Annotated in this window: 15 protein-coding genes; 9 read left to right on the forward strand and 6 right to left on the reverse strand. The window is 59.5% G+C overall.

What is annotated here, in order from left to right:
* Positions 1-3: 3 nt before the first annotated feature.
* The 3 genes from mdtC to AFK66_RS06310 are packed head-to-tail and all read right to left on the reverse strand — an operon-like array spanning position 4 to position 7,463.
* Complete coding sequence (gene mdtC / locus AFK66_RS06300) at positions 4-3,093, reverse strand: multidrug efflux RND transporter permease subunit MdtC (RefSeq protein ID WP_032983386.1); 3,090 nt, start codon at positions 3,091-3,093, stop codon at positions 4-6.
* Complete coding sequence (locus AFK66_RS06305; protein WP_023898424.1) at positions 3,094-6,216, reverse strand: MdtB/MuxB family multidrug efflux RND transporter permease subunit; 3,123 nt, start codon at positions 6,214-6,216, stop codon at positions 3,094-3,096.
* Positions 6,216-7,463: an MdtA/MuxA family multidrug efflux RND transporter periplasmic adaptor subunit gene (locus tag AFK66_RS06310; protein ID WP_023898425.1), complete on the reverse strand. Its 1,248-nt coding sequence runs from the start codon at positions 7,461-7,463 to the stop codon at positions 6,216-6,218. Before AFK66_RS06310 ends, AFK66_RS06305 begins: the two co-directional genes overlap by 1 nt.
* Before the next feature lie 229 nt (positions 7,464-7,692).
* Here AFK66_RS06310 and AFK66_RS06315 point away from each other — a divergent pair, with 229 nt between their 5' ends.
* Entirely contained in the window at positions 7,693-8,055 is a 363-nt protein-coding gene (locus AFK66_RS06315; protein WP_007776379.1) for a type II toxin-antitoxin system RelE/ParE family toxin, read from the forward strand.
* Positions 8,042-8,338, forward strand: coding sequence for a helix-turn-helix domain-containing protein (locus AFK66_RS06320; protein ID WP_007776376.1), 297 nt, complete (start codon positions 8,042-8,044; stop codon positions 8,336-8,338). The genes AFK66_RS06315 and AFK66_RS06320 overlap by 14 nt, the downstream gene beginning before the upstream one ends.
* 9 nt (positions 8,339-8,347) lie before the next feature.
* Here AFK66_RS06320 and yegD read toward each other — a convergent pair whose 3' ends face one another.
* Positions 8,348-9,700, reverse strand: a complete 1,353-nt coding sequence (gene yegD / locus AFK66_RS06325) for a molecular chaperone (protein WP_023898428.1) — start codon at positions 9,698-9,700, stop codon at positions 8,348-8,350.
* Positions 9,701-9,835: 135 nt separating this feature from the next.
* Here yegD and alkA point away from each other — a divergent pair, with 135 nt between their 5' ends.
* Positions 9,836-10,684 carry a DNA-3-methyladenine glycosylase 2 gene (alkA, locus tag AFK66_RS06330; RefSeq protein WP_007776367.1) on the forward strand — a complete coding sequence of 283 codons (849 nt, stop codon included), beginning with the start codon at positions 9,836-9,838 and terminating at the stop codon, positions 10,682-10,684.
* On the opposite strand, the gene AFK66_RS06335 is transcribed toward alkA, so the two are convergent.
* Positions 10,674-14,063, reverse strand: a complete 3,390-nt coding sequence (locus AFK66_RS06335; protein ID WP_007776365.1) for a diguanylate cyclase — start codon at positions 14,061-14,063, stop codon at positions 10,674-10,676. The genes alkA and AFK66_RS06335 overlap by 11 nt on opposite strands.
* Before the next feature lie 300 nt (positions 14,064-14,363).
* Between AFK66_RS06335 and udk the strand changes: the two genes are divergently transcribed.
* From udk to asmA, 3 genes are all read left to right on the forward strand, one after another.
* On the forward strand, positions 14,364-15,005 hold the full coding sequence (gene udk / locus AFK66_RS06340) for a uridine kinase (RefSeq protein ID WP_004386755.1): 642 nt from the start codon (positions 14,364-14,366) through the stop codon (positions 15,003-15,005).
* Between the two features lie 83 nt (positions 15,006-15,088).
* On the forward strand, positions 15,089-15,670 hold the full coding sequence (gene dcd / locus AFK66_RS06345; protein WP_007699522.1) for a dCTP deaminase: 582 nt from the start codon (positions 15,089-15,091) through the stop codon (positions 15,668-15,670).
* A 30-nt stretch (positions 15,671-15,700) separates the two neighbouring features.
* Entirely contained in the window at positions 15,701-17,542 is a 1,842-nt protein-coding gene (gene asmA, locus AFK66_RS06350; RefSeq protein WP_007776361.1) for an outer membrane assembly protein AsmA, read from the forward strand.
* A gap of 49 nt (positions 17,543-17,591) precedes the next feature.
* On the opposite strand, the gene AFK66_RS06355 is transcribed toward asmA, so the two are convergent.
* Positions 17,592-19,181 (reverse strand): TerC family protein, encoded by a 1,590-nt coding sequence (locus AFK66_RS06355; protein WP_023898429.1) that lies wholly within the window; start codon positions 19,179-19,181, stop codon positions 17,592-17,594.
* Between the two features lie 732 nt (positions 19,182-19,913).
* On the opposite strand from AFK66_RS06355, the gene AFK66_RS06360 reads away from it, so the two are divergent.
* Genes AFK66_RS06360 through wzc form a run of 3 tightly spaced genes read left to right on the forward strand, consistent with a single transcriptional unit; the run spans position 19,914 to position 23,667 of the window.
* Entirely contained in the window at positions 19,914-21,053 is a 1,140-nt protein-coding gene (locus AFK66_RS06360) for a polysaccharide export protein (RefSeq protein WP_032969940.1), read from the forward strand.
* A gap of 5 nt (positions 21,054-21,058) precedes the next feature.
* Positions 21,059-21,502, forward strand: a complete 444-nt coding sequence (gene wzb / locus AFK66_RS06365) for a low molecular weight protein-tyrosine-phosphatase Wzb (protein WP_004386760.1) — start codon at positions 21,059-21,061, stop codon at positions 21,500-21,502.
* A gap of 2 nt (positions 21,503-21,504) precedes the next feature.
* Entirely contained in the window at positions 21,505-23,667 is a 2,163-nt protein-coding gene (gene wzc / locus AFK66_RS06370) for a tyrosine-protein kinase Wzc (RefSeq protein WP_007776353.1), read from the forward strand.
* The last annotated feature ends 46 nt before the right edge of the window (positions 23,668-23,713 follow it).

Here is a 23,713-nt window from a genome sequence, read left to right on the forward strand (position 1 = left end):
AAATTATTCGCTCGCGGTCAGGGTGTCCTCAGGTTTCGCCCGGCGCGTAAAACGCAGGCGCAGTCGGTCGAAGAAGAGATAGACCACCGGCGTGGTATAGAGCGTCAGCAACTGGCTCATGACCAGCCCGCCGACGATCGTAATGCCGAGCGGCTGGCGCAGCTCCGCGCCGTCGCCGCTTGCGATCATCAGCGGCAGCGCGCCGAACAGTGCCGCCAGCGTCGTCATCATGATCGGGCGAAAACGCAGCAGGCAGGCCTGGAAAATGGCGTCGCGGGCGCTGAGCTGGCCGTTGCGCTGGGCCTCCAGCGCGAAGTCCACCATCATTATCGCGTTCTTCTTCACGATACCAATCAATAGCATAATACCGATAAGCGCGATGAGGCTAAACGGGGCATCGAACGCCTCCAGCGCCAGCAGCGCGCCGACGCCCGCCGACGGCAGCGTGGAGAGAATGGTCAGCGGATGCACATAACTCTCATACAACATCCCCAGCACGATATAGACCGTGGCGATGGCCGCGAGAATTAAGATCACCTGCGAGTTCATCGTCTCCTGGAAAACCTGCGCCGTACCGGCGAAGCTGCCGCGCACCGACGACGGCACGCCAAGCGAGGTCATCGTACGAGTGATGGCGTCGCTGGCCTGCGAGAGCGACACGCCGGTCGGCAGGTTAAACGCGATGGTCGACGCCGCTGACAGCCCCTGATGGTTAACCGACAGCGGCGCGTTGGCGGGCAGCCATTTCGCGAACCACGAGAGCGGAATCGGCTTGCCTTCGCTGTTCATCACGAACATCTGATCGAGCGCGCTGATATCCTGGGTGTAACGCGGGTCGACCTCCATCACCACTTTGTACTGGTTAAGCGGCTGGTAGATGGTCGAAATCTGGCGCTGGCCAAAGGCGTTATTCAGCAGGCTATTGGCGTCCTGCACGCTGATGCCAAGCCGCGCCATCGATTCGCGGTCATACACCAGGCTCATCTCCGCGCCGTTGTCCTGCTGATCGGAGTTCACGTCGGCAAGCTGCGGCAGTTTAGCGAGCGCCTGGCGGATTTTCGGCTCCCATTCGCGCAGCGCCGCCAGATCGTCAGACAGTAAAGTGTACTGGTAGCTGGCGTTCGACTGCCGTCCGCCGACGCGGATATCCTGCACCGCCATCAGAAACAGGCTGGCCCCAGGCTCGCGCGCGAGTTTTTTGCGCAGCCGGTCAATCACCTGCTGAGCGCTTTCGGTACGCTCGCCGAGCGGTTTAAGCGAGATAAACATCATGCCGCTGTTCACCCGCGAGCCGCCGGTAAAGCCGGTAACGTTATCCACCGCCGGATCTTCACGAATGATTTTCATGAAATCCTGCAGTTTGCCGCGCATCGCCTGGAACGAGATGCTCTGGTCGGCCTGAATGCCGCCCATCAGCCTCCCGGTGTCCTGCTCCGGGAAAAAGGTTTTCGGAATGGAAATATAGAGCCAGACGTTCAGCGCGATGGTGGCCAGAAGCACCAGCCCGACCAGCCGGGCGTGGTTCAGCACCCAGCTGAGCGAGCGGGCGTATCCGCCCTGCAGCGCCAGCAACAGGCGATTGATGCCGACGCGACTGCGGGTCTCTTCACGCGGTTTGGCTTTTAACAGCCAGCCGCACATCATCGGCGTGAGCGTCAGCGACACCACCAGCGAAATCCCGATGGCGACCGAGAGCGTGATGGCAAACTCCCGGAACAGCCGCCCTGGCAGCCCGCCCATCAGCAGCAGCGGCAGAAAGACCGCCACCAGCGACAGGCTCATGGAGAGCACCGTAAAGCCCACTTCGCGCACGCCCTGAAGCGCCGCCTGGAGCGGTTTGACGCCCGCCTCAAGGTGGCGCGAGATATTCTCCAGCACCACGATGGCGTCATCCACCACAAAGCCAGTAGCGATAGTCAGCGCCATTAACGAGAGGTTATTGAGGCTGAAACCGCACAGATACATGGCGGCGAAGGTGCCGATTAGCGATACCGGCACCGCGACGGCAGGGATCAGCGTCGCGCGCCCGGAGCGCAGAAACAGGAACACCACCAGAATCACCAGGCCGACCGATATCGCCAGCGACTGCTCCACTTCCGCCAGCGACGCGCGAATGGTCGGCGAGCGATCCTGTGCGATTTGCATATCGATGGCGGCGGGGATGGTGTCACGCAGCTCCGGCAGCGCGGCGCGGATGCGGTCCACCGTCTCGATGATATTGGCTTCCGGGAGTTTGCGGATCATCAGCAAAATGGCCGGTTTGGCGTTAGTCATGCCCGCGTTGCGCACATCCTGCACCGAATCGGTCACCGTCGCCACATCACGCAGATGCACCGCCGCGCCGTTGTTATAGTGAACGATCAGCGGCTCATATTCCGCGGCGGTTTTGAGTTCATCGTTGGTCTGCAACTGCCAGCGGCGCTGCGCGTCTTCTATCGCGCCCTGCGGACGGCGCACGTTGGCGTTGCTGATGGCGCTGCGCACCGTATCCAGCGAGACGCCCTGGTTAAAGAGTGCCTGCGGGTTGAGCGCCACCCTGACCGCGGGCAGCGAGCTGCCGCCGACATCGACATCCCCCACGCCGTCAATCTGGGCGATGGTCTGGGCGAGCTGCGTCGAGGCGTAGTCATAAAGCTCGCCCTGGGAGAAGGTGTCCGAGGTGAGCGTGAGGATCATGATCGGCGCATCGGACGGGTTCGCTTTGCGGTACGTCGGGCGCGAAGGCATTCCGCTCGGCAACAGGCTTTGCGCGGCGTTGATCGCTGCCTGCACGTCACGCGCCGCGCCGTTGATATCGCGATCGAAATTAAACTCCAGAATAATGCGCGTGCTGCCAAGCGAGCTGGTGGAGGTCATCTCGTTGACGCCCGCGATGCGCCCGAGCGAGCGTTCAAGCGGTGTCGCGACCGACGACGCCATCGTCTCCGGCGACGCGCCCGGCAGCGACGCGCTGACCATAATGACCGGGAAATCGACCTGCGGCAGCGGGGCCACCGGCAGCAGCCGGAAGCCAAGCACGCCGCAGAGCGTCACGGCGATGGAGAGCAAAATCGTCGCTACCGGGCGGTAGATAAAGAGCGCGTAAAACTTCACTTACGCCTCCTCTTCACGCGCGGGCAGACGGCGGCGCACGGCGTGGCCGAGGCGGTCGAACAGCAGATAAATTACCGGCGTGGTAAAGAGCGTCAGCACCTGGCTTACCAGCAGGCCGCCGACCATGCCGATGCCGAGCGGACGGCGCAGCTCCGCGCCAACGCCGGTGCTGAGCATCAGCGGCAGCGCGCCGAGGAGCGCGGCGAGCGTGGTCATCAGGATAGGCCGGAAACGCAGCAGACACGCCTGGTAAATGGCCTCTCGCGGCGTCATGCCCTGTTCACGCTCGGCGGCCAGCGCAAAGTCGATCATCATGATGGCGTTTTTCTTGACGATGCCTATCAGCAGAATAATGCCTATGATGGCGATAACGTCCAGCTCGGCACCGGCGATAAGCAGCGCCAGCAGTGCGCCGACGCCCGCGGTGGGCAGCGTCGAGAGAATGGTAATCGGGTGGATAAAGCTCTCATACAGCACGCCGAGCACGATATACATCGCCACCACCGACGCCAGAATCAGCCAGAGCGTGCTGCCAAGCGCCGCCTGGAAGGCGAGGGTGCTGCCCTGGAACTGGGTCGTTATCTCGGTCGGGAACGCCAGATCGGCCTCTGCCTGGGTGATGGCGTCTACCGCGTCGCCCAGCGAATAGCCGTCCGGCACGTTAAACGAGATAGTCGTCGACGGGAACTGATCGAGATGGTTAATCGTAAGCGGCCCGAAGCGCTGCTCGACCTTCGCAATGGCGCTGAGCGGCACCATGCCGCCATCGCTGCTGGCAAGACGAATACCGTCAAGCGCCGACAGGCCCGGCGTGGCGGTGGTGTTATGCTCCAGCACCACGCGGTACTGGTTCGCCTGGGTATAAATGGTTGAGATAAGGCGCTGGCCAAAGGCGTTATAGAGCGCGTTATCGACATCGCTCATGCTGATGCCAAGACGGCTGGCGCTCGCGCGATCCACATTCACGTAAGCCACAAGACCGTTGTCCTGCCAGTCGCTGCTGACATCCGCCAGCTGCGGCAGCGTTTGCAGCCGGGCGATAAGCTTCGGCACCCAGGTGCTGAGCGCTTCCAGCGAATTGGCCTGGAGCGTGAACTGGTACTGCGTGCGGCTCACCTGGGTGTCGATGGTGAGATCCTGAATCGGTTGCAGGTAGAGTGTGGCACCCGGCACGCGGCTGGCGGCCTCCTGGAGGCGCGCAATCACCGTCTGCACGCGGTCATCACGGTCATCGAGCGGCTTTAAGTTGATTTGCAGCCGCGCGCTGTTCAGTGACGGGTTAGTGCCATCGACGCCGACAAACGAGGTGAGGCTCTCTACCGCCGGATCTTTCAAAATAACATCCGCCACCGCGCGCTGGCGTTCGGCCATGCTGGCGAACGACACCGACTGCGGCGCCTGCAACGTGCCCTGGATAATGCCGTTGTCCTGCACCGGGAAAAAGCCTTTCGGGATGACAATCCACAGCAGCACCGTCAGCGCCAGCGTGCCAAGCGCGACGCCGAGCGTCAGCCACGGGTGGTTCAGCACGCGCTTAAGCAACTGGCCATAGCGGTCAATCACCCGGTTGATCACGCGCTCCGAGGCGCGCGAGAAGCGGTTCTGCTTGCGCAGCGATTCATGGCTTAACATGCGCGCGCACATCATCGGCGTCAGCGTCAGCGAGACGACAGCGGAGATTAAAATCGCCACCGCCAGCGTCACTGCGAATTCGCGGAACAGACGGCCCACGATGTCGCCCATAAACAGCAGCGGGATCAGCACGGCTATCAGCGAGAACGTCAGCGAGATAATGGTAAAGCCGATTTCGCCTGCGCCCTTGAGCGCGGCGGCCAGCGGCTTTTCGCCTTTTTCGATATAGCGCGAGATGTTTTCAATCACCACAATGGCGTCATCCACCACAAACCCGGTGGCGATAGTCAGCGCCATCAGCGTCAGGTTGTTGATGGAGAAATCGAGAAACACCATCACCGCAAAGGTGCCGACCAGCGACAGCGGCACCGCCACCGCCGGGATAATGGTCGCCGGAATGTTGCGCAGGAACAGGTAGATGATCATCACCACCAGCGCTATCGCCAGCATCAGTTCAAACTGTGTGTCGTTGACCGACGCGCTGATATTGGTGGTCCGGTCGGTCAGCACTTTCACCTGCACCGATTTCGGCAGGCTTTCCGTAAGCTGCGGCAGCAGTTTCTGGATAGTTTCGGCGGTGGTGATGATATTGGCACCCGGCTGGCGCTGGACGTTCATCACAATCGCGGGCTGTTTATTAGCCCACGCGCCAAGCCAGGCGTTCTCCGCGCCTTGTTCGACCGTCGCCACGTCGCCAAGGCGCACCGGCGCGCCGTTTTTATAGGCGATGATCAGGTTGCGGTACTCGTCGGCGGATTTCATCTGATCGTTGGCGGAGAGCGTCACCGCGCGCTCCGGGCCGTCGAAACTGCCTTTCGCCGAGTTGACGTTCGCGCTGGTGATGGCGGTACGCACGGTTTCGCTGTCTATGCCCAGCGACGCCAGCGCCTGCGCATTCAGTTTCACCCGCACCGCCGGACGCTGGCCGCCGGAGAGCGTCACCAGCCCCACGCCGGTTACCTGCGAGATACGCTGCGCGACGCGGGTTTCCACCATATCTTCCACCTGGGTCATCGGCAGCGCCGATGAGGTGACCGCAAGCGTCATGATTGGCGGGTCCGCCGGGTTCACTTTGCTGTAGACGGGCGGGTTAGGGAGATCGTCCGGCAGCAGGTTAGTGGCGGCGTTAATGGCGGCCTGCACCTCCTGCTCGGCGACATCCAGCGGCAGCGTGAGCTGGAACTGTAACGTCACCACCGACGCGCCGCCCGCGCTTTGCGAGGCCATCTGCTTTAAGCCCGACATCTGGCCGAACTGGCGCTCAAGCGGCGCGGTGATAGCAGACGTCACGACATCCGGGCTGGCGCCAGGGTAGAGCGTCACCACCTGAATTGTCGGGTAGTCCACTTCCGGCAGGGCGGATACCGGCAAAAAGCGATAGCCGATGATGCCTGCAAGCAGGATAGCCACCATTAGCAGCGTGGTGGCGACGGGGCGCAGAATAAACAGGCGGGACGGGCCGCCGGTGGCGCTCGGAGGTAACACCTGCATCAGGAACGCGCTCCTTTGCCCGCGCGGGCGCTGTCGGTCGGGCTGCGCTCGCCGCGTTCAGGCTTCGCGTTATCCGTCGCCGTTTGCGCTTCCACGACATCCACCTTCGCGCCTTCGGTCAGGCGGTCGATGCCGTCCGTCACCACGCGATCGCCTGCGGAAAGGCCTGCGGTGATCACCACGGTTTCGCTGTTCTGAATGCCGGTCGTGACGGTGTGCTTACTCACTTTGTTGTCGTCGTTCAGCACCCAGACAAAGTGGCCTTCGTTGCCCATCTGCAACGCGGCGGTCGGGATAACGACCGCGTTCTGCTGGGTATCGATGAGCATGCGGGCGTTAACGAACTGGTTCGGGAACAGCGCGTCATCTTCATTGGCGAAGCGCGCCTTAAGCTTAATGGTGCCGGTGGTGGCGTCTATCTGATTATCAAGGCTTAGCAGTTCGCCGGTGCTGAGCTTCGTGCTGTTGGTGCGATCCCAGGCTTCCACCGTCAGGGTTTTCCCCGCCTTTTGCGCCTGCATCACGGCGGCGATGTCGTTCTCCGGCAGGGTAAAGACCAGATCGATCGGGTGTGTCTGGGTCAGCACCACGATGCCGGTGGTGTCGCCGCTGGAGATCTGGTTGCCGATATCGACCTGTTTTAAGCCGACGCGCCCGTCAATCGGCGCGGTGATGCGGCTCCAGTCGAGCTGCAACTGCGCGCTGGCGACGGCGGCTTCATCGGCTTTCAGCGTGCCTTCGGTTTCGCTGACCAGAGCCTGCTGGGCGTCCAGCTCCTGGCGTGAAACCAGGTTCGTTTTACCAAGCTGCTGATAGCGCGCCAGATCGCGACGGGCGTTGGCAAGCGTCGCGCGATCTTTAGCAAGCTGCCCCTGCGCCTGCGCGAGCGCCACTTTAAACTGGCTCGGATCGATTTCCGCGAGCAGATCGCCCGCTTTTACCTGCTGGCCTTCTTTAAAGTGAATCGCCATTAGCTGACCATCCACCCGGCTGCGCACCGTGACGGTGTTGGCGGCGGTAATAGTCCCAAGCCCTGTGAGATAGCGCGGCACCGCCTCGCTGCGTGCCGTGGCGGCCTGCACCGGGGCAGGGGCACCGCCCATGCGCATCGCGGCGCGCCCGCCTGCATGCGGCGCTTTACCTGAAGGAGCATTCGTTGCGGCGTTACGCCAGTAGAGGAGTGCGGCAACCACCACGACAACGATGCCAGCGATAACCCACCCGCGCTTTTTAACCGTGCTTTTCATAAGCAGTACGTCTTCTTTTCCTGAAACGATTAGGCGTAATGATACAAGTTTAGTAAGCCCTGACCGCAGAAAGATGGAGGAAATATGAAACACCGTTTAGAACTGTCTTAATCACGCAGGTTTTACGAGACCTCTCGCAGAGGCGCAATTCGTTGATGGAGAGAAAAAAATCCACTCGTAAAGTATGGTTTTATCGGCAGATATAAACTATAGTTTATGAGGGATGCGTATGACATGGACGGTGATTTTTACCGATCGTTTTAACGACTGGTATCAACAGCAGCCCGAAGGATTACAGGATCGTATCGCTGCGCTCTTATGGAACTTGCGTTATTCCGGCCCGCTTGTCGGACGCCCGCTGGTCGATACGGTCAAAGGTTCGCGTTATCCCAACCTGAAAGAGCTGCGTGTGCAGTATGGCGGCGAACCCTGGCGCGTCTTTTTTGCGTTTGACGCTGAACGTCAGGCCGTTGTGCTCTGTGCAGGCAATAAGCGCAGCCAGAAACATTTTTATGACGCCCTAATCAGGCAGGCTGAAGAAGAATTCTTCCTGCATGTGCAAGCAATGGAGAGACGAAATGAAAACTATTGATGACGTAATGGCGGGCTTTTCCCCGGAACGGCAGGCTGAAATCCTGCGCATGGCTGACGAAATCGCGCTGGAACACGGCCTGCCGCGCATTCGCGAAGCGCGGGCGTTTTCGCAGCAGCAGCTGGCGGAGATAATGGGCGTGACGCAGCCCGCTATCGCCGCCATTGAGCAGCGCGGCAAGGAGATCAAACTGCTGACGCTCAAGCGCTATGTCGAAGCGCTGGGCGGCAAGCTCTCTTTGCTGATAGAGCTGCCCGAAGGCAGCAAAGTGATCCCGGTCTGACTGCGCCGGTTACTGAAACACCACCTGCGCCCAGCGCGCAAGACCGGCGGTGACGGAGCCGAAATCGTCGCCGCCCTGCACCGGAATGCCCGGCAGTTGCGTTTGCAGCGCCTCGCGGATGAGCGGTGAACGCGCGCTGCCGCCGGTGAGGTAAATGACATCGGGGCGCGCGTTGCTTGCCTCAAGCGCCAGCGTCACCTGCTCAAGAATACGCTGTAGCGGCGGGTTGAGCGCCAGCGCGAGCGCCTGCTGAGTAATTTCCTGGCTCAGTTGTGGCTCAATAAACGGCAGCGCGGTCTGGCAGAGCGGGGCCTGCGAGAGCACGATTTTGCTCTCTTCCGCCGCGCGCACCAGACGGTAGCTCAGGCGTTGCCGCCACACTTTTTGCAGCAGCGCCACTTTTTGCGGCTCGCGGGCGTCGCGGGCTAAATCCGCCAGCAGGCGTCCGCAGGCGGCGCTGTAAAAATCGCTCTGCGCCGGCACGTCGTTAATCGCGCAGGCGTTCCACCACGGCAGCACCGGCAGCGCGGTGCCTTTTTCGGTTTCGCCGCCCATGCCGAGCAGCGGCATCAGCTGTTTAAACGCCAGCGCGATATCCAGATCGTTACCACCCACGCGGCAGCCGCTGTGGCCAAGAAGGCTTTGATCGCGGTCGCGGCGCGCGCGCCACTGCGGGCCCATCAGCAGCAGCGAACAGTCGGTAGTGCCGCCGCCGATATCCACCACCAGTACGCGCTGCTCTTCGCTCAATGTGGCTTCAAAATCCAGACCGGCTGCGACCGGCTCATACTGAAACACCACGTCGCGAAAACCGGCGCGGTGCGCCGCGCGCTCGAGGATCCCCTGCGCCTGACGGTTGGCGTCATCGCCGCCGAGTCCCTGGAAGTTGATCGGACGGCCAATGACCGCCTGGTCTATCTCCGCGTTTGCCTGTTGCTGCGCCGCCTGGCGAATGTGGACCATCATCGCGCAGACCAGATCTTCAAACAGCGCGACCTGCTGCGGCTTCAGCCCACTGGCGCCGAGAAACGACTTGGGCGACTTCACGAACCAGACCTCTTCCGGGTCGTCCATATACTGGCGCAGTGCGCTCAGGCCGAACTGTACGCTGCCCGGCGTGACGTCGATGCTCTCTTCGCGGTTATAGCTCACCGCGCGGCGCAGCAGCGCCTGCGTTTCCGCGCCGCTCGCCTCGACATTCTGATGACGATACAGCCATTCGCTTACCGCCTCGCGCACCGGCGCGCCAATCATGGACGGTAGCAGCGTCGAGCCCTGCTCAAGCGGCAGCATTTGTGGCACGCCGTCACGCATTATCGCGACAGAACAGTTGGCGGTGCCGTAGTCAAAACCGATAAACATTCACATATTCCCCATGCCGTGAAGAAGGGGGGCGACTTTAGCGAAATGTCGCGTCGGCGGCAAATGGAATAACTACGCAAGGCAAAAAAAGGCCGTAGCGATTAAGCTTTAGAAATCAAAAACAAAGGAGACGCTATGTTTACGCTTCGCTATCAGCCGCCTTACGACTGGCCGTGGATGTTACGCTTTCTGGGCGATCGTGCCGTGGCGGGCATTGAAGAGGTGAGCGAAAGCCGCTACCGGCGCACGCTGGCTATCGGCGGGCATCAGGGCTGGTTTAGCGTCACGCCGCACCCGGCGCACGCAACGGTGACGCTTGAGATGAGCGACGGCCTGCTGCCGGTGGCGGAAGAAGTACAGTCGCGCGTGATGCGGCTGTTCGATCTGCGTTTCGATCCGACGCCGATGCTGGAGACGCTCGGGCCGCTTGCCGCCGACAGACCAGGATTGCGGCTGCCGGGTTCGGTGGATGTGTTTGAGCAGGGCGTGCGCGCGATTCTCGGACAGCTGGTGAGCGTGGCGATGGCGGCGAAGCTAACCGGCAAAGTGGTGCAGGCGGTGGGGATGGAGCTTGAGGACGGCACTGGCTGGCGGTTTCCGACGCCCGAGGAGATAGCGCGCGCCGATCCTGCGACGCTGAAAGCGCTCGGGATGCCGCTGATGCGCGCCGGGGCGCTTATCCAGCTCGCCCATGAACATCTGGCCGGGCGGTTTCCGCTCACCTGCCCGGAAGATGTGGCGGCGGGCGTGAAAGCGCTGACGCAACTGCCGGGCATCGGCCCCTGGACGGCGAACTATTTCGCGATGCGCGGCTGGCAGGCACCGGATATTTTTCTGCCGGACGATTATCTGATTAAGCAGCGTTTCGCACCGATGACGCCCGCGCAGATCCGGCGCTATGCCGCACGCTGGCAGCCGTGGCGCACCTACGCGCTGTTGCACGTCTGGTACGCCACGGCGTGGCAGACGCCAGTCAGTGAATAGAGAAATAGCTGGTGGCGAGACGCGCGGTCAGCGGCTGCGTCTGGGCGACGGTTTCGCCATAAACCAGATCGATGCCGATATTTGCGAGCGTTTCCAGCAATGACTGCTGATCGGCAGGCCCGGCGATGGTTTGCAGGCCGAGGCGTCGCGCGTTGCCCAACACAATGGTCAGCAGCATTTCATCCATCAGGCTCGCATGGGCGTCGGCCACCAGATCGCTTGCCACCATAATGTAATCGGCGCAGGCGGCGGAGATGTGTTCAAAGACTTCCAGTTCGCGACCGATATGGCTCAGCACGACCCGGCAGCCCGCTTCCCGCAGGCGCGCCAGATGGCGGCGTGCCGTAGCGGCGTCCTGCATCAGTACTTCGCTATTGATAACCAGATGCAGCAGACGCGGCGGCAGCGGGCTCGCGGCGAGCTGCGCCAGCAGGGCATCAAGACGCTGCGCGTTTAACAGCGTCGCGCCGGAAAGCGTGAGCGCCACGCCGACGCCTTTTTGCGCCACGCTGGCGGCGTGATCCCGGAAGAAATCGGTGAGCATGCGGGTATCCAGCGCCTGCATCAGCTCAGGATCGTTAAGCCCCGCGCGGAAGCTGTGTTCTTCTATCATTTCGCCTTCGCTGGTCCACAGGCGCAGCGACAGCAGCCAGAAGCTGGCGCTTTCCGGCACGCGCGGCGAGGCGACCGGGCGTACCATCAGGACATGATGATGCTCATTGATCATACGCTGCTGCTCCTGGGCGGTCAGCGTGCCGCGGCCATTATGCAATTGCTGCTGGTGCGGCTCGTAGACCGTCACCACGCCACGCCCGGCGTTCTTCGAGGTGTAACAGGCGATATCCGCCTGCGACATCACGTCCTGCGCCTGATTATTCGAGGCATCGATAATAGTGATCCCCGCGCTGGCGCCGATACGGTGCAGGCGGCTTTCCCAGACAAACGGGTATTCGTTGATGGCCGCCACAATGCGCTCGCAGATGGTGCGGGCGTTCTCCAGGCTGCAATCCGGCAGCAGCAGGCCGAATTCATCGCCGCCCAGGCGCGCCAGCACGTCGGTGGTGCGCAGCATTCCCAGCATCAGCGAGGCGAGTTCGCGCAGCAGCGCGTCGCCCGCCGCATGCCCGGCGGTATCGTTCACCGCTTTAAAACGGTCGAGATCGATATAGACCAGCGCGTGGCGCTGATGGGTGTCGCTGACGCTTTGCAGCAGCCGCTTGAGGTGCGTCTCAAAACTGACGCGGTTAGCGAGATGGGTCAGGCCGTCATGTGAGGCGCTGTAGCTCAGCTGGCGCAGCATTTTGCGTGATTCGGTAACGTCATGGATAACCAGCACGGAGCCGATATTTTCCCCTTCGAGCGTGCTCAGCGGCGTGATGGTGTAGTGAATATCATAATTGCCGCCGCTGCGGCAGTGCAGCACCACGTCCTGTTCAATGCCGGCCCCGGCATGCGTGGCTTCACCACTGTGAACATCGTCCAGCAGCGGGCCGTTATCGCCAAAAGTGATGCGCAAAATCGCAAGGATTGACTGACCAATCGCCTCTTCCTGACGCCAGCCGCTCATCTTCTCAGCGACCGGGTTCATAAAGGTGACGTTCATATCGACATCGGTACAAATCACCGCTTCGCCGATGGAATCGAGCGTGATATGCAGGCGCTCTTTCTCCTGGAACAGCGCTTCATTGAGCTGTTTCACTTCGGTCATGTCCATATTCACGCCGAGCAGACGCTCCACTTCGCCCTGCTTATTGAGCACGCGGTTGGCGAGCGCACGAATGTGGCGCACGCCGTTTTTCACCTGAATGCGAAACTCAAGTTTAAACGGCATGCGCGCGCGCAGCGCCTCCTGAATCGTGGCTTCCGCGTGGGCGACATCTTCTTTCAGCAGCCGCGATTTCCAGAGCTGGTACGTCGGGCGCGTATGCGGTGGCACTTCGTAAAGCTCAAACATGCGCTGGTCCCACGCGAGCACGTCGGTGCCAAGCTCCCACTCCCAGATGCCGATGCCGCCCGCTTCGTTGGCAAGCGTGATGCGCTCCATCAGGCGCTTGTTTACCCATTCGGTGCGCTTGAGTTCGGTAATATCTTCCACCTGCGCGATAAAATAGAGCGGCGAGCCGTCGCGCTGGCGCACGATAGAGACTGCCAGTAGCGCCCACACCACATCCCCCGCGCGGGTGTAGTAGCGTTTTTCGAGGGAGTAATTGTTTGTTTCGCCGTTCAGCAGCTTCTCCACCTGTTCCATATCGGCATGCAGATCTTCCGGATAGGTGAGCTGCTGGAAGCTCATGTTCGCGAGCTGCTCCGGGGTGTAACCGAGAAACGTGCAGAGCGCTTTGTTGACCTGTAAAAAGCCGCCTTCGGTGGAAACCAGCGCCATGCCGATGGCGGAGTATTCCATCGCGTTGCGAAAGCGTGTTTCGCTCTCGGTAATCAGCTTGCGCTCTTCCCGCGAGGCGTACATCACCATCGTCATGACGTTCGCGGGCAACAGAATCATCAAAAAGGGCAGCCACGGCGCGTTGATCATCACGCCTTCGTGCGGCAAATCCAGCAGCGCGGGGTTTGTGGCGATAACAAAAGAGACCATCATGACGGTGGCGAGAAAGACGGTAAACGCCTCAAGGCGCGGCAGGCGAATCGCGCTCCACATCAGCAGCACAATGACGAAAGTAAACGGCCACGGCATATAGTGCAGCGCGAGCCAGCTACAGATAAGCGTGATACAGAGCGTCGCCAGGCTTTCGGCCAGCAGGCGCGGGCTGCGGTGGCGCAGCAGGTAGCGCGCTTTAAACAGCAGCCCGAGCGGCACCAGCGCCAGCGCGCCGATGGTTTCCGATAAAATCCACACCAGCGCCAGGCGCAGCGTCACGTGACCGTCACTGAGGGCCGTCAGCAAAAAACAGCCCACCAGCGGCGGTACCACGGCGCTGGCGAACGCCAGCCGCAGCCAGTTATTGAGGTTTTTAAGCGGGTTATACCAGGGCAGTAACTTGCGCAGCAGCACCGCGCCTACCAGCGCTTCGACAATGTTTATCGCGGTATACGATAGCTCAAGATGTGCAGGCGGGAAGAGCGTCAGCGTCGCGAGCACCGTGCCCGCGCCGCAAACAAGCGCAATCGGCACCCACAGGCGCAGGGCGTGGCGAAAGAACGCCACCATCATAATGGAGGTCGGGAACCACAGCGGGGCCAGCAGCGTGTCGAAAAGCGTCAGCTCAAGCGAGAAGAGCGTGAAAATATAAGTCAGCAAGCCGAGACTTGCTAAGCGCAGCAGTGGATGCGGCGTGGCCGCCAGCTCCTGCTTGTTCTTTTTTTTAATCATTACCACATAATCCGCATAGGCATTGCCGTCAGGTGCAATACCCGGACGCATCAGGAAAAATGTTTCGGTTATGCTAGTACAAACAATTTACAATTCCTATGGCGTCTGCTCATAAATTAACTGCGGTGAATGAATAAAAGCGCACCGACGCGCTGACATCTCGCTTAATGCCTGTTTACACGGCGAAAAACCGCGCTTTTCGCCTGCCATGCGCGACAGAATTTGCGCACTTATTCTCACGATTGCAGCATCGACTGGTATCAATTTCGTGAAATCCCTATAATTGCCGCGTCTGGCGCGACGGCGTCACCCTTCCTTTTCTCTTTATTATGTAAACCAGGTCGCTAATTTATGACTGACAAGTCCCATCAATGCGTCATCATCGGCATCGCCGGCGCATCGGCTTCAGGTAAAAGCCTTATCGCAAGTACCCTCTATCGGGAGCTGCGTGAGCAGGTCGGTGATGAACACATTGGTGTTATTCCGGAAGACAGCTATTACAAGGATCAAAGCCATCTGTCCATGGAGGAGCGGGTTAAAACCAACTATGACCATCCGAACGCGATGGATCACAACCTGCTGTTTCAACACCTGCAAATGCTGAAAGCAGGTAAACCCATCGAGCTGCCGGTTTACAGCTACGTGGAGCACACCCGTACCGCGCAGACGGTACATATCGAACCGAAAAAGGTGATTATTCTGGAAGGGATCCTGCTGCTCACCGACGCGCGTCTGCGCGAAGAGATGAATTTCTCGATTTTCGTCGATACCCCGCTGGATATCTGCCTGATGCGCCGCATTAAGCGTGACGTCAACGAGCGCGGCCGTTCTATGGATTCTGTGATGACGCAGTACCAGAAAACGGTGCGCCCGATGTTCCTGCAATTTATCGATCCGTCGAAGCAGTACGCCGACATCATCGTGCCGCGCGGAGGCAAAAACCGCATCGCTATCGATATTCTCAAGGCGAAAATCAGCCAGTTCTTTGAATAAGCTGCGTTTTGCGTGTACCGTTCCAGAAGTTACCCTCAGGCTTTCGGCAGATGCCGGAAGCCTGAACACATCAGGAGAGTGTAATGCGTCTTTGTGACCGAGATATTGAAGCCTGGCTGGATGAAGGCCGACTGGCGATTACCCCGCGTCCGCCGGTGGAGCGCATTAACGGCGCCACGGTGGATGTGCGTCTTGGCAATAAATTCCGCACCTTCCGCGGCCATACCGCCGCGTTTATCGATTTAAGCGGTCCGAAAGATGAGGTGAGCGCGGCGCTCGATCGCGTGATGAGCGATGAAATCGTGCTGAACGACGGCGAAGCGTTTTATCTTCATCCGGGCGAGCTGGCGCTGGCAGTGACCTATGAGTCCGTCACGCTGCCGGCGGATCTGGTGGGCTGGCTCGACGGTCGTTCGTCGCTGGCGCGGCTCGGGCTGATGGTGCACGTTACCGCGCACCGTATCGATCCAGGCTGGCAGGGCTGTATTGTGCTGGAGTTCTATAATTCAGGTAAGTTGCCCCTGGCGTTGCGCCCTGGCATGTTGATTGGCGCGCTGAGCTTCGAGCCGCTTTCCGGCCCGGCAGAGCGTCCTTACAACCGTCGTCAGGATGCGAAATACCGCGATCAGCAGGGTGCTGTCGCCAGCCGTATAGACAAAGACTAAGCGCCCGCGGGCCGGTCTGCAGAGGATGCCATGAGACGAGTTCTGACCACGCTGATGATCTTACTGGTGGTGTTTTTCGCCGGTCTCTCCGCGCTGGTGATGCTGGTAAATCCCAACGATTTTCGCAGTTACATGATAAGCCAGGTTGAACGGCGCAGCGGGTATCAGCTCAGGCTGGACGGTCCGCTGCGCTGGCACGTCTGGCCGCAACTTAGCATTCTCTCGGGCCGGATGAGCCTCACCGCGCCGGGCGCCAGCCAGCCGCTGGTGAGCGCCGATAACATGCGCCTCGACGTGGCGCTGTTTCCGCTGCTGTCGCACCAGCTCTCGGTGCGTCAGGTGATGCTGAAAGGCGCGGTCGTGCAGCTTACGCCTCAGAGCGAAGCGCGCCACGAACCCGGTGCGCCGGCCGGGCCGAAAAACAGCGCGCCGCCGGTGGAAGATACCCGCGGCTGGTCGTTCGATATCGCCCGGCTTAAAGTGGCCGACAGCGTACTGGTGTTCCAGCATAAAGATGATGAGCAAATCACCGTTCGCAACATCAATCTGCAAATGGAGCAGAACGAGCATCACGACGCGCAGCTTGAGCTGAGCGGCAAAGTGAGCCGCGACCAGCGCGATTTGACGCTTTCTCTCACCGCCGCGCTGAATGCGGCCGACTACCCGCAAACCCTGAACGCCACGGTTTCGCAACTCTCCTGGCAACTGCGCGGCGCGGATCTGCCGCGCGACGGCATCGCAGGCGAGGGCACGTTCCAGGCCCGCTGGCTTGAGCGTGATAAACGGCTGGAGTTCAGCGCGCTTAATCTTAAAGCCAACGACAGCCAGCTTGCCGGACAGGGGAGCGTGACGCTTGGCGACACGCCGGTCTGGGATCTCGATTTGCATTTCGGCGCGCTGGATCTTGAAAAGCTGCTCGCGCCCGATCCGGCCACCACGACTGCCGTCGCCCAGCAGGGCCAGCAGAATGCGCTGCCGCGCCCGGTGATCGCCTCCGAAGTGGAAGAGGCGCCCTACACGGGGCTGCGCGGTTTTAACGCCAGCGCCCGTATTAAGGCCGACAGCATACGCTGGCGCGGGCTGACGTTCAGCGATGTGAACGCGCAGATGCGCAATCAGGCGGGGCTGCTGACGCTCTCTGCGCTCAGCGGTAAGCTTGGCGCGGGCGAGCTGTCGCTGCCGGGAACGCTGGACGCGCGCGACGATGTGCCCGAGGCGCGCTTTACGGTTAACGCGAAAGAGATTGAAGTGGGCGATATCCTGCGCGCCTTTAATTACCCCATCGCGCTCACCGGTAAAATGAGCGTCAACGGTACGTTTGCGGGTGACCGTATCGACGCGCAGGCGTTCCGTGAAAACTGGGAAGGCGAGGCGACGCTTGCACTCAAGGGCAGCCGCATGGAAGGGCTGAACTTCCAGCAGCTGATCCAGCAGGCGGTGGAGCGCAGCGGCGGCGGCGTGAGCGCGCGTGAAGATTTCGACAACGCCACCACGCTCGACAGTTTCACCACGCACGCGACGCTCGACCACGGCGAGCTCACGCTTGATGAGATGCAGGGGCAATCCTCACTGCTGGCCTTAAGCGGCGAGGGCACGCTCGATCTGGTGCGCGAACAGTGCGACACCCGCTTTAAGGTGCAGGTGACGGACGGCTGGAAAGGCGACGATAAGCTGGTGCAGTGGCTGAAAACCACGCCGGTACCGCTGCGGGTTTACGGCCCGTGGAACGCGCTTAACTATAATCTGCAGGTTGATCAGTTACTGCGTAAACATCTGCAGGATGAAGCGAAGCGTCGTCTGAGCGACTGGAGCGAGCGCCACAAAGAGAGCAGTAACGGAAAGGACGTGAAAAAACTGCTCGATAAGCTGTAAGGCATTTCTCACAAAAAAAGCGGCCCTGGCGGCCGCTTTTTTTATGGCGCTACGCCGCGTCGGTCGGCGTTTCCTGAGTCACGGCCTGGGAGGTTATCTGCACCTTCTGGATGCGATGGTGTTCCACCTCCAGCGTTTTAAGCTGGTAATGACCCACCTGGAGCGTTTCGCCCACACCCGGAATGTGTTGCAGATATTCCATCATCAGCCCGGCGAGCGTGTGGTATTCGCGCTTCTCATCCAGCGGCAGCGGCACATACTGAACCAGATCCTCCAGCGGCATATGGCCGTTGGCGGTCCAGCTGCCGTCGGCGTTTTTCTGGATATCGTGGCGCGCGTCAATCTCTTCCACTTCGTTCGGCAGATTACCGGCGATGGTTTCCATGACGTCGCTTAACGTCACCACGCCTTCCACCGAGCCAAACTCATCGACCACAAACGCGAAGTGGGTACGTGCGTTACGGAACTGCTCCAGTGCTTTCAGGAGCGGCAGCCCTTCCGGGAAGACCAGCGGTTGTCGCACCAGCACGCGCAGATCGAGCGGCTCGCCGCGCAGCGACTGTTGCAGCAGGTCGATGATGTGCACCACGCCAAGCAGATCGTCTTCATCTTCGTCGCTGCGGATCACCACGCGGGTGTGCTGATTGCGCTCCAGCAGCGCGCGCACCTGCGCTTCGGGAGCGTTGATATCGATATGCTCGACGTCATGGCGGGACGTCATGATGCTGCTGACAGTGCGCTGGTTAAGATTCAGCACGCGCTCAATCATCAACTGCTCCTGACGGTTAAACAGCGGATGATTGTCGTAATCGGCAATCAGTGACGCCGTCTGCGGGTCGAGGTCGGCGTCTTCTTTCTTGCCGCTGATAAGGCGCATCACCGCTTCCGTGGTGCGCTGGCGCAGCGTCTGGTTGGCAGTGGAGAGAAAACGGCGGCGGTTGAAAATCGCCAGCTGGTTGAGCGCCTCGATAATAATGGAAAAGCCAATCGCCGCGTAAAGATAGCCTTTCGGGATATGGAAGCCGAAGCCGTCGGCTATCAGGCTAAAGCCAATCATCAGCAGGAAGCTGAGGCAGAGAATCACGATCGTCGGGTGATTATTCACAAAGCGCGTCAGCGCCTTGCTCGCCAGCAGCATCAGGGAGACCGCGATAATCACCGCCGCCATCATCACCGCCAGGTGATCCACCATGCCCACTGCGGTAATCACCGAATCGAGCGAGAACACGGCATCGAGAATGACAATTTGCGCCACCACCGCCCAGAAGCGTGCGCCGCGCCGCTGCGTCGGGTTTTCGGTATCTTTGCCTTCAAGCCGCTCGTTGAGTTCGACGGTCGCCTTAAACAGCAGGAACAGGCCGCCCAGCAGCATAATTAAATCGCGGGCGCTGAAGCTGAAGCTTTTTATCGTCAGCAGGGGCGTGGTGAGCGTCACCAGCCACGAGACGGAGGCCAGCAGGCCGAGCCGCATAATCATCGCCAGTATCAGGCCGGTGACGCGCGCGCGGTCGCGCTGGGCGGGAGGGAGTTTTTCAGCAAGGATGGCGATAAACACCAGGTTGTCGATTCCGAGCACCAGCTCCAGCACAATCAGCGTGGCCAGACCTGCCCAGATAGAGGGGTCGGCAATCCATTCCATATGAGGTCAGTTACCTTTTAAGATAAATAGCAGTCTGATGATCCTGGATAAGTCGCGCTTAAATTGCAACGCGAGACAGAATTATCTTAATGATGAAGTGTGGCTGGAAATTAACCAAAAATGGCAAATAAATGCTAATTAATAGCCAGATGCCATATTCTGGTCATAATGAAAAAGAATGAAATAATATTATTACCCGGATATTTCTTAATTAAATTATCTGCGTAGTTTAATCGCCCCTGCCTGTCAACATGAAGAAAATCCTAAAAGTAATAAAATGGGGCGTTCATATTATTCTTAAAAACAGCACTGTAACGGTGCGTTAACTTGCCTGCTAAAACTTTAGCTGCAACAATCCACTCAGCATTTCTTATTCCCACCGGCACACAAGGAGTTTTCTTTGTGCGTTCTGGATGAGCAGTGCGCCAGCGTAATGAACCGTCTCTTTCAATAAGATAAATCCAATTGGAAGAGGATTCACAGGGGTGTGTCAATATAACCGTCTGTTTTTGCAGTAGATTGGTAACTGAAAGCCAAGGGCGGTAGCGTGCCTGAAGTCTGTCAATTAGCCTCAATTATTCTGTCAATAGTATATGGGTAAATAAGCGACTTTTAGGAATGATTCCAGTTATATTCTGGCGCCTGACGCCGCATTCTTGATGCAGGAACAAGCGGTACGGTGGCTTATTTAAAGGGTCAGAATAATTACTCTGCCAAAGTGATAAAAATTCAATGATGAAATCCAGACTGAAATTGATGCCTTTATTGGTGTCTGTAACCTTGATGAGCGGTTGCACTGTTTTTCCCGGCAGCAATATGTCTACGATGGGAAAGGACGTGATCAAGCAACAGGATGCAGACTTTGATCTTGACCGGATGGTGAACGTATATCCGCTGACGCCGCGACTGGTAGAACAATTACGTCCCCGTCCGAATGTGGCTCAGCCGAATATGTCTCTCGACCAGGAGATTGCCAACTACCAGTATCGCGTAGGGCCGGGCGACGTACTGAACGTCACCGTCTGGGATCACCCGGAACTCACCACGCCTGCGGGCCAGTACCGTAGCTCCAGCGACACCGGTAACTGGGTCCAGCCGGACGGCACCATGTTCTATCCCTACATTGGTAAAGTCCACGTGGCAGGCAAAACGCTCGCCGAAATCCGCAGCGATATTACCGGCCGTTTAGCGCAGTACATCGCTGACCCGCAGGTGGACGTTAATATCGCCGCATTCCGCTCGCAGAAAGCGTATATCTCAGGCCAGGTGGCGAAATCGGGCCAGCAGGCGATTACCAACGTGCCGCTGACCGTACTGGACGCCATTAACGCCGCGGGTGGCCTGACCGACGCCGCCGACTGGCGCAACGTCGTGCTGACCCATAACGGCCAGGAGCGCCGCATCTCACTGCAGGCGCTGATGCAGAACGGCGATTTGAGCCAGAACCATCTGCTCTATCCGGGCGACATCTTATTCGTTCCACGTAACGACGATCTGAAAGTCTTCGTGATGGGCGAAGTGAAGAAACAAAGTACGCTCAAAATGGACTTCAGCGGCATGACGCTGACCGAAGCGCTCGGCCAGGCCGAAGGCATCGATCTGACGACGTCCAACGCGAGCGGCATCTTCGTTATCCGTCCTCTGCGCGGCGACAACCAGCGCGGCGGCAAGATTGCCAACATTTACCAGCTTGATATGTCTGATGCGACGTCGCTCATTATGGCGACGGAATTCCGTCTGCAACCGTATGACGTGGTCTATGTCACCACCGCACCGGTGGCGCGCTGGAACCGTCTTATCAACCAGTTGCTGCCGACCATCAGTGGCGTCCGTTATATGACGGATACGGCAAGCGACGTACACAACTGGTAATGCCTATGTTTAACAAAATTCTTGTGGTTTGCGTGGGGAACATCTGTCGTTCCCCCACGGCGGAGCGGCTGCTTAAGCGCTACCTGCCGGATGTGACGGTCGCGTCCGCAGGGCTTGGCGCGCTGGTCGGGAAGGGCGCGGACGCCAGCGCAGTCAGCGTGGCGGCTGCGCATGACCTCTCTCTGGAGGGCCATGAGGCCCGCCAGATAACCAGCGCCATGTGCCGCGACTACGACTTAATCCTCGCGATGGAAAAGCGCCATGTCGCCTCGATTTGCGAAATGGCGCCGGAGATGCGCGGCAAAGTGATGCTGTTCGGTCACTGGGACGACCAGCGCGATATTCCCGACCCGTATCGTAAGAGCCGGGACGCTTTTGAAGCGGTTTACGGACTTCTGGATCACTCTGCCCGCCAGTGGGCGCAGGCACTGAAAACGCAGCAGGGATAACGATGACTGAAAAAGTGAGACATTCTGCCGCCCCGGTGGAGGGCGGTGACGAAATAGATATCGGACGCCTGGTCGGCACCGTAGTGGAAGCGCGCTGGTGGGTGCTTGGCATTACGGCGCTGTTCGCGCTGGGCGCGCTGATTTATGTCATGTTCGCCACTCCCATCTACAGCGCCGACGCGCTGGTACAGATAGAGCAGAATCAGGGCAACTCGCTGGTGCAGGACATCAGCACGGCGCTTCAGAACAAGCCGCCCGCATCGGATGCGGAAATTCAGCTGATCCAGTCCCGTCTGGTGCTCGGCAAAACCGTTGACGATCTCGATCTCGACATCGCCGTTCAGAAAAAGACCTTCCCGCTGTTTGGTTCCGGCTGGGAACGTCTGATGGGGCGCGCCAACGAGACCATTAAAGTGACCACGTTCGAGCTGCCGAAAGGCATGGCGGAGGATGAGTTCACGGTCGCGGTGACAGGCCCCAACCAGTATCAGCTCACCAGCAGCGGCGGCTTTAGCGCTCGCGGCGAAGTGGGCAAACCGCTGAGCAAAGACGGCGTGAAAATGGTGGTGAGCGAGATCCACGCGCAGGAAGGCAGCGAGTTTACCGTCACCAAATACTCTACGCTCGGCATGATCAATCAGTTGCAGAACAACCTGACGGTCACCGAAACGGGGAAAGATACTGGCGTGCTGAGCCTCACCTATATGGGTGAAGATCGCGATCAGATCCGCGATATTCTCAACAGCATTACCCGCAATTACCTTGAACAGAACATCGAGCGTAAATCGGAAGAAGCGGCCAAAAGCCTGGCGTTCCTCGCCAAACAGCTTCCGGAAGTCCGCGCGCATCTGGACGTCGCTGAGAACAAACTCAACGCGTATCGCCAGCAGCAGGATTCAGTAGACCTGCCGCTGGAGGCCAAAGCGGTGCTGGATTCCATGGTGAACATTGACGCCCAGCTTAACGAGCTGACGTTCAAAGAGGCGGAAATCTCCAAGCTCTACACCAAAGCGCACCCGGCGTACCGCACGCTGCTTGAAAAACGTAAAGCGCTGGAAGACGAAAAGGCGAAGCTGAATAACCGCGTCACCGCGATGCCGAAAACCCAGCAGGAAATCGTTCGTCTGACCCGCGATGTGGAATCGGGCCAGCAGGTGTATATGCAACTGCTGAACAAACAGCAGGAGCTGAAAATCACCGAGGCGAGCACCGTGGGCGATGTGCGTATCGTCGACCCGGCGATTACGCAACCGGGCGTCGTGAAGCCGAAAAAAGCGCTGATCGTGCTTGGCAGCATTATTCTCGGTCTGCTGCTCTCTATCGTGATTGTGCTGCTGCGCTCGCTGTTTAACCGCGGTATCGAAAGCCCGCTGGCGCTGGAAGAGGCCGGTATCAACGTTTACGCGAGCATCCCGCTCTCTGAGTGGCAGAAATCGCGCGACAACGTGAAAACCGTCAAAGGCGTTAAGCGCTTTAAACAGAGCCAGCTGCTGGCGGTGGGCAACCCGACGGATCTCGCTATCGAGGCTATCCGCAGCCTGCGCACCAGCCTGCACTTCGCCATGATGCAGGCACCGAACAACGTTCTGATGCTGACCGGCGTAAGCCCGTCTATCGGTAAAACGTTTGTCTGCGCCAACCTGGCGGCGGTTATCAGCCAGACGCACAAACGCGTGCTGCTTATCGACTGCGATATGCGTAAGGGCTACACCCATGAACTGCTCGGCACCACCAACGTCAACGGGCTTTCCGATGTGCTGGCAGGCCAGGGCGATATCAGCCGCTGCGCGCAGAAAACCTCTGTGCCGGGCTTCGACCTCGTGCCGCGCGGCCAGGTACCGCCGAACCCGTCGGAACTGCTGATGAGCGAACGTTTCGGGGAGCTGGTGAAATGGGCGAGCGCTAACTACGACATGGTGCTTATCGATACGCCGCCGATTCTGGCCGTGACCGATGCCGCCGTTGTTGGCCGCCACGCCGGTACGACGCTGATGGTCGCGCGTTATGCGGTCAACACCCTGAAAGAAGTGCAGACCAGCCTGAGCCGCTTCGAGCAGAACGGCATCCAGGTGAAGGGCGTTATCCTCAACTCCATCTTCCGTCGCGCTTCCGGCTATCAGGACTACGGCTACTACGAGTACGAGTACAAATCGGACCACAAGTAGCTGCGTCCCTCCTCACCCCACCCTCCCGCTTCCTGCGGGAGGGTAA

Origin of the sequence: Cronobacter malonaticus LMG 23826, from assembly GCF_001277215.2 — a bacterium.
Classification (GTDB): domain Bacteria; phylum Pseudomonadota; class Gammaproteobacteria; order Enterobacterales; family Enterobacteriaceae; genus Cronobacter; species Cronobacter malonaticus.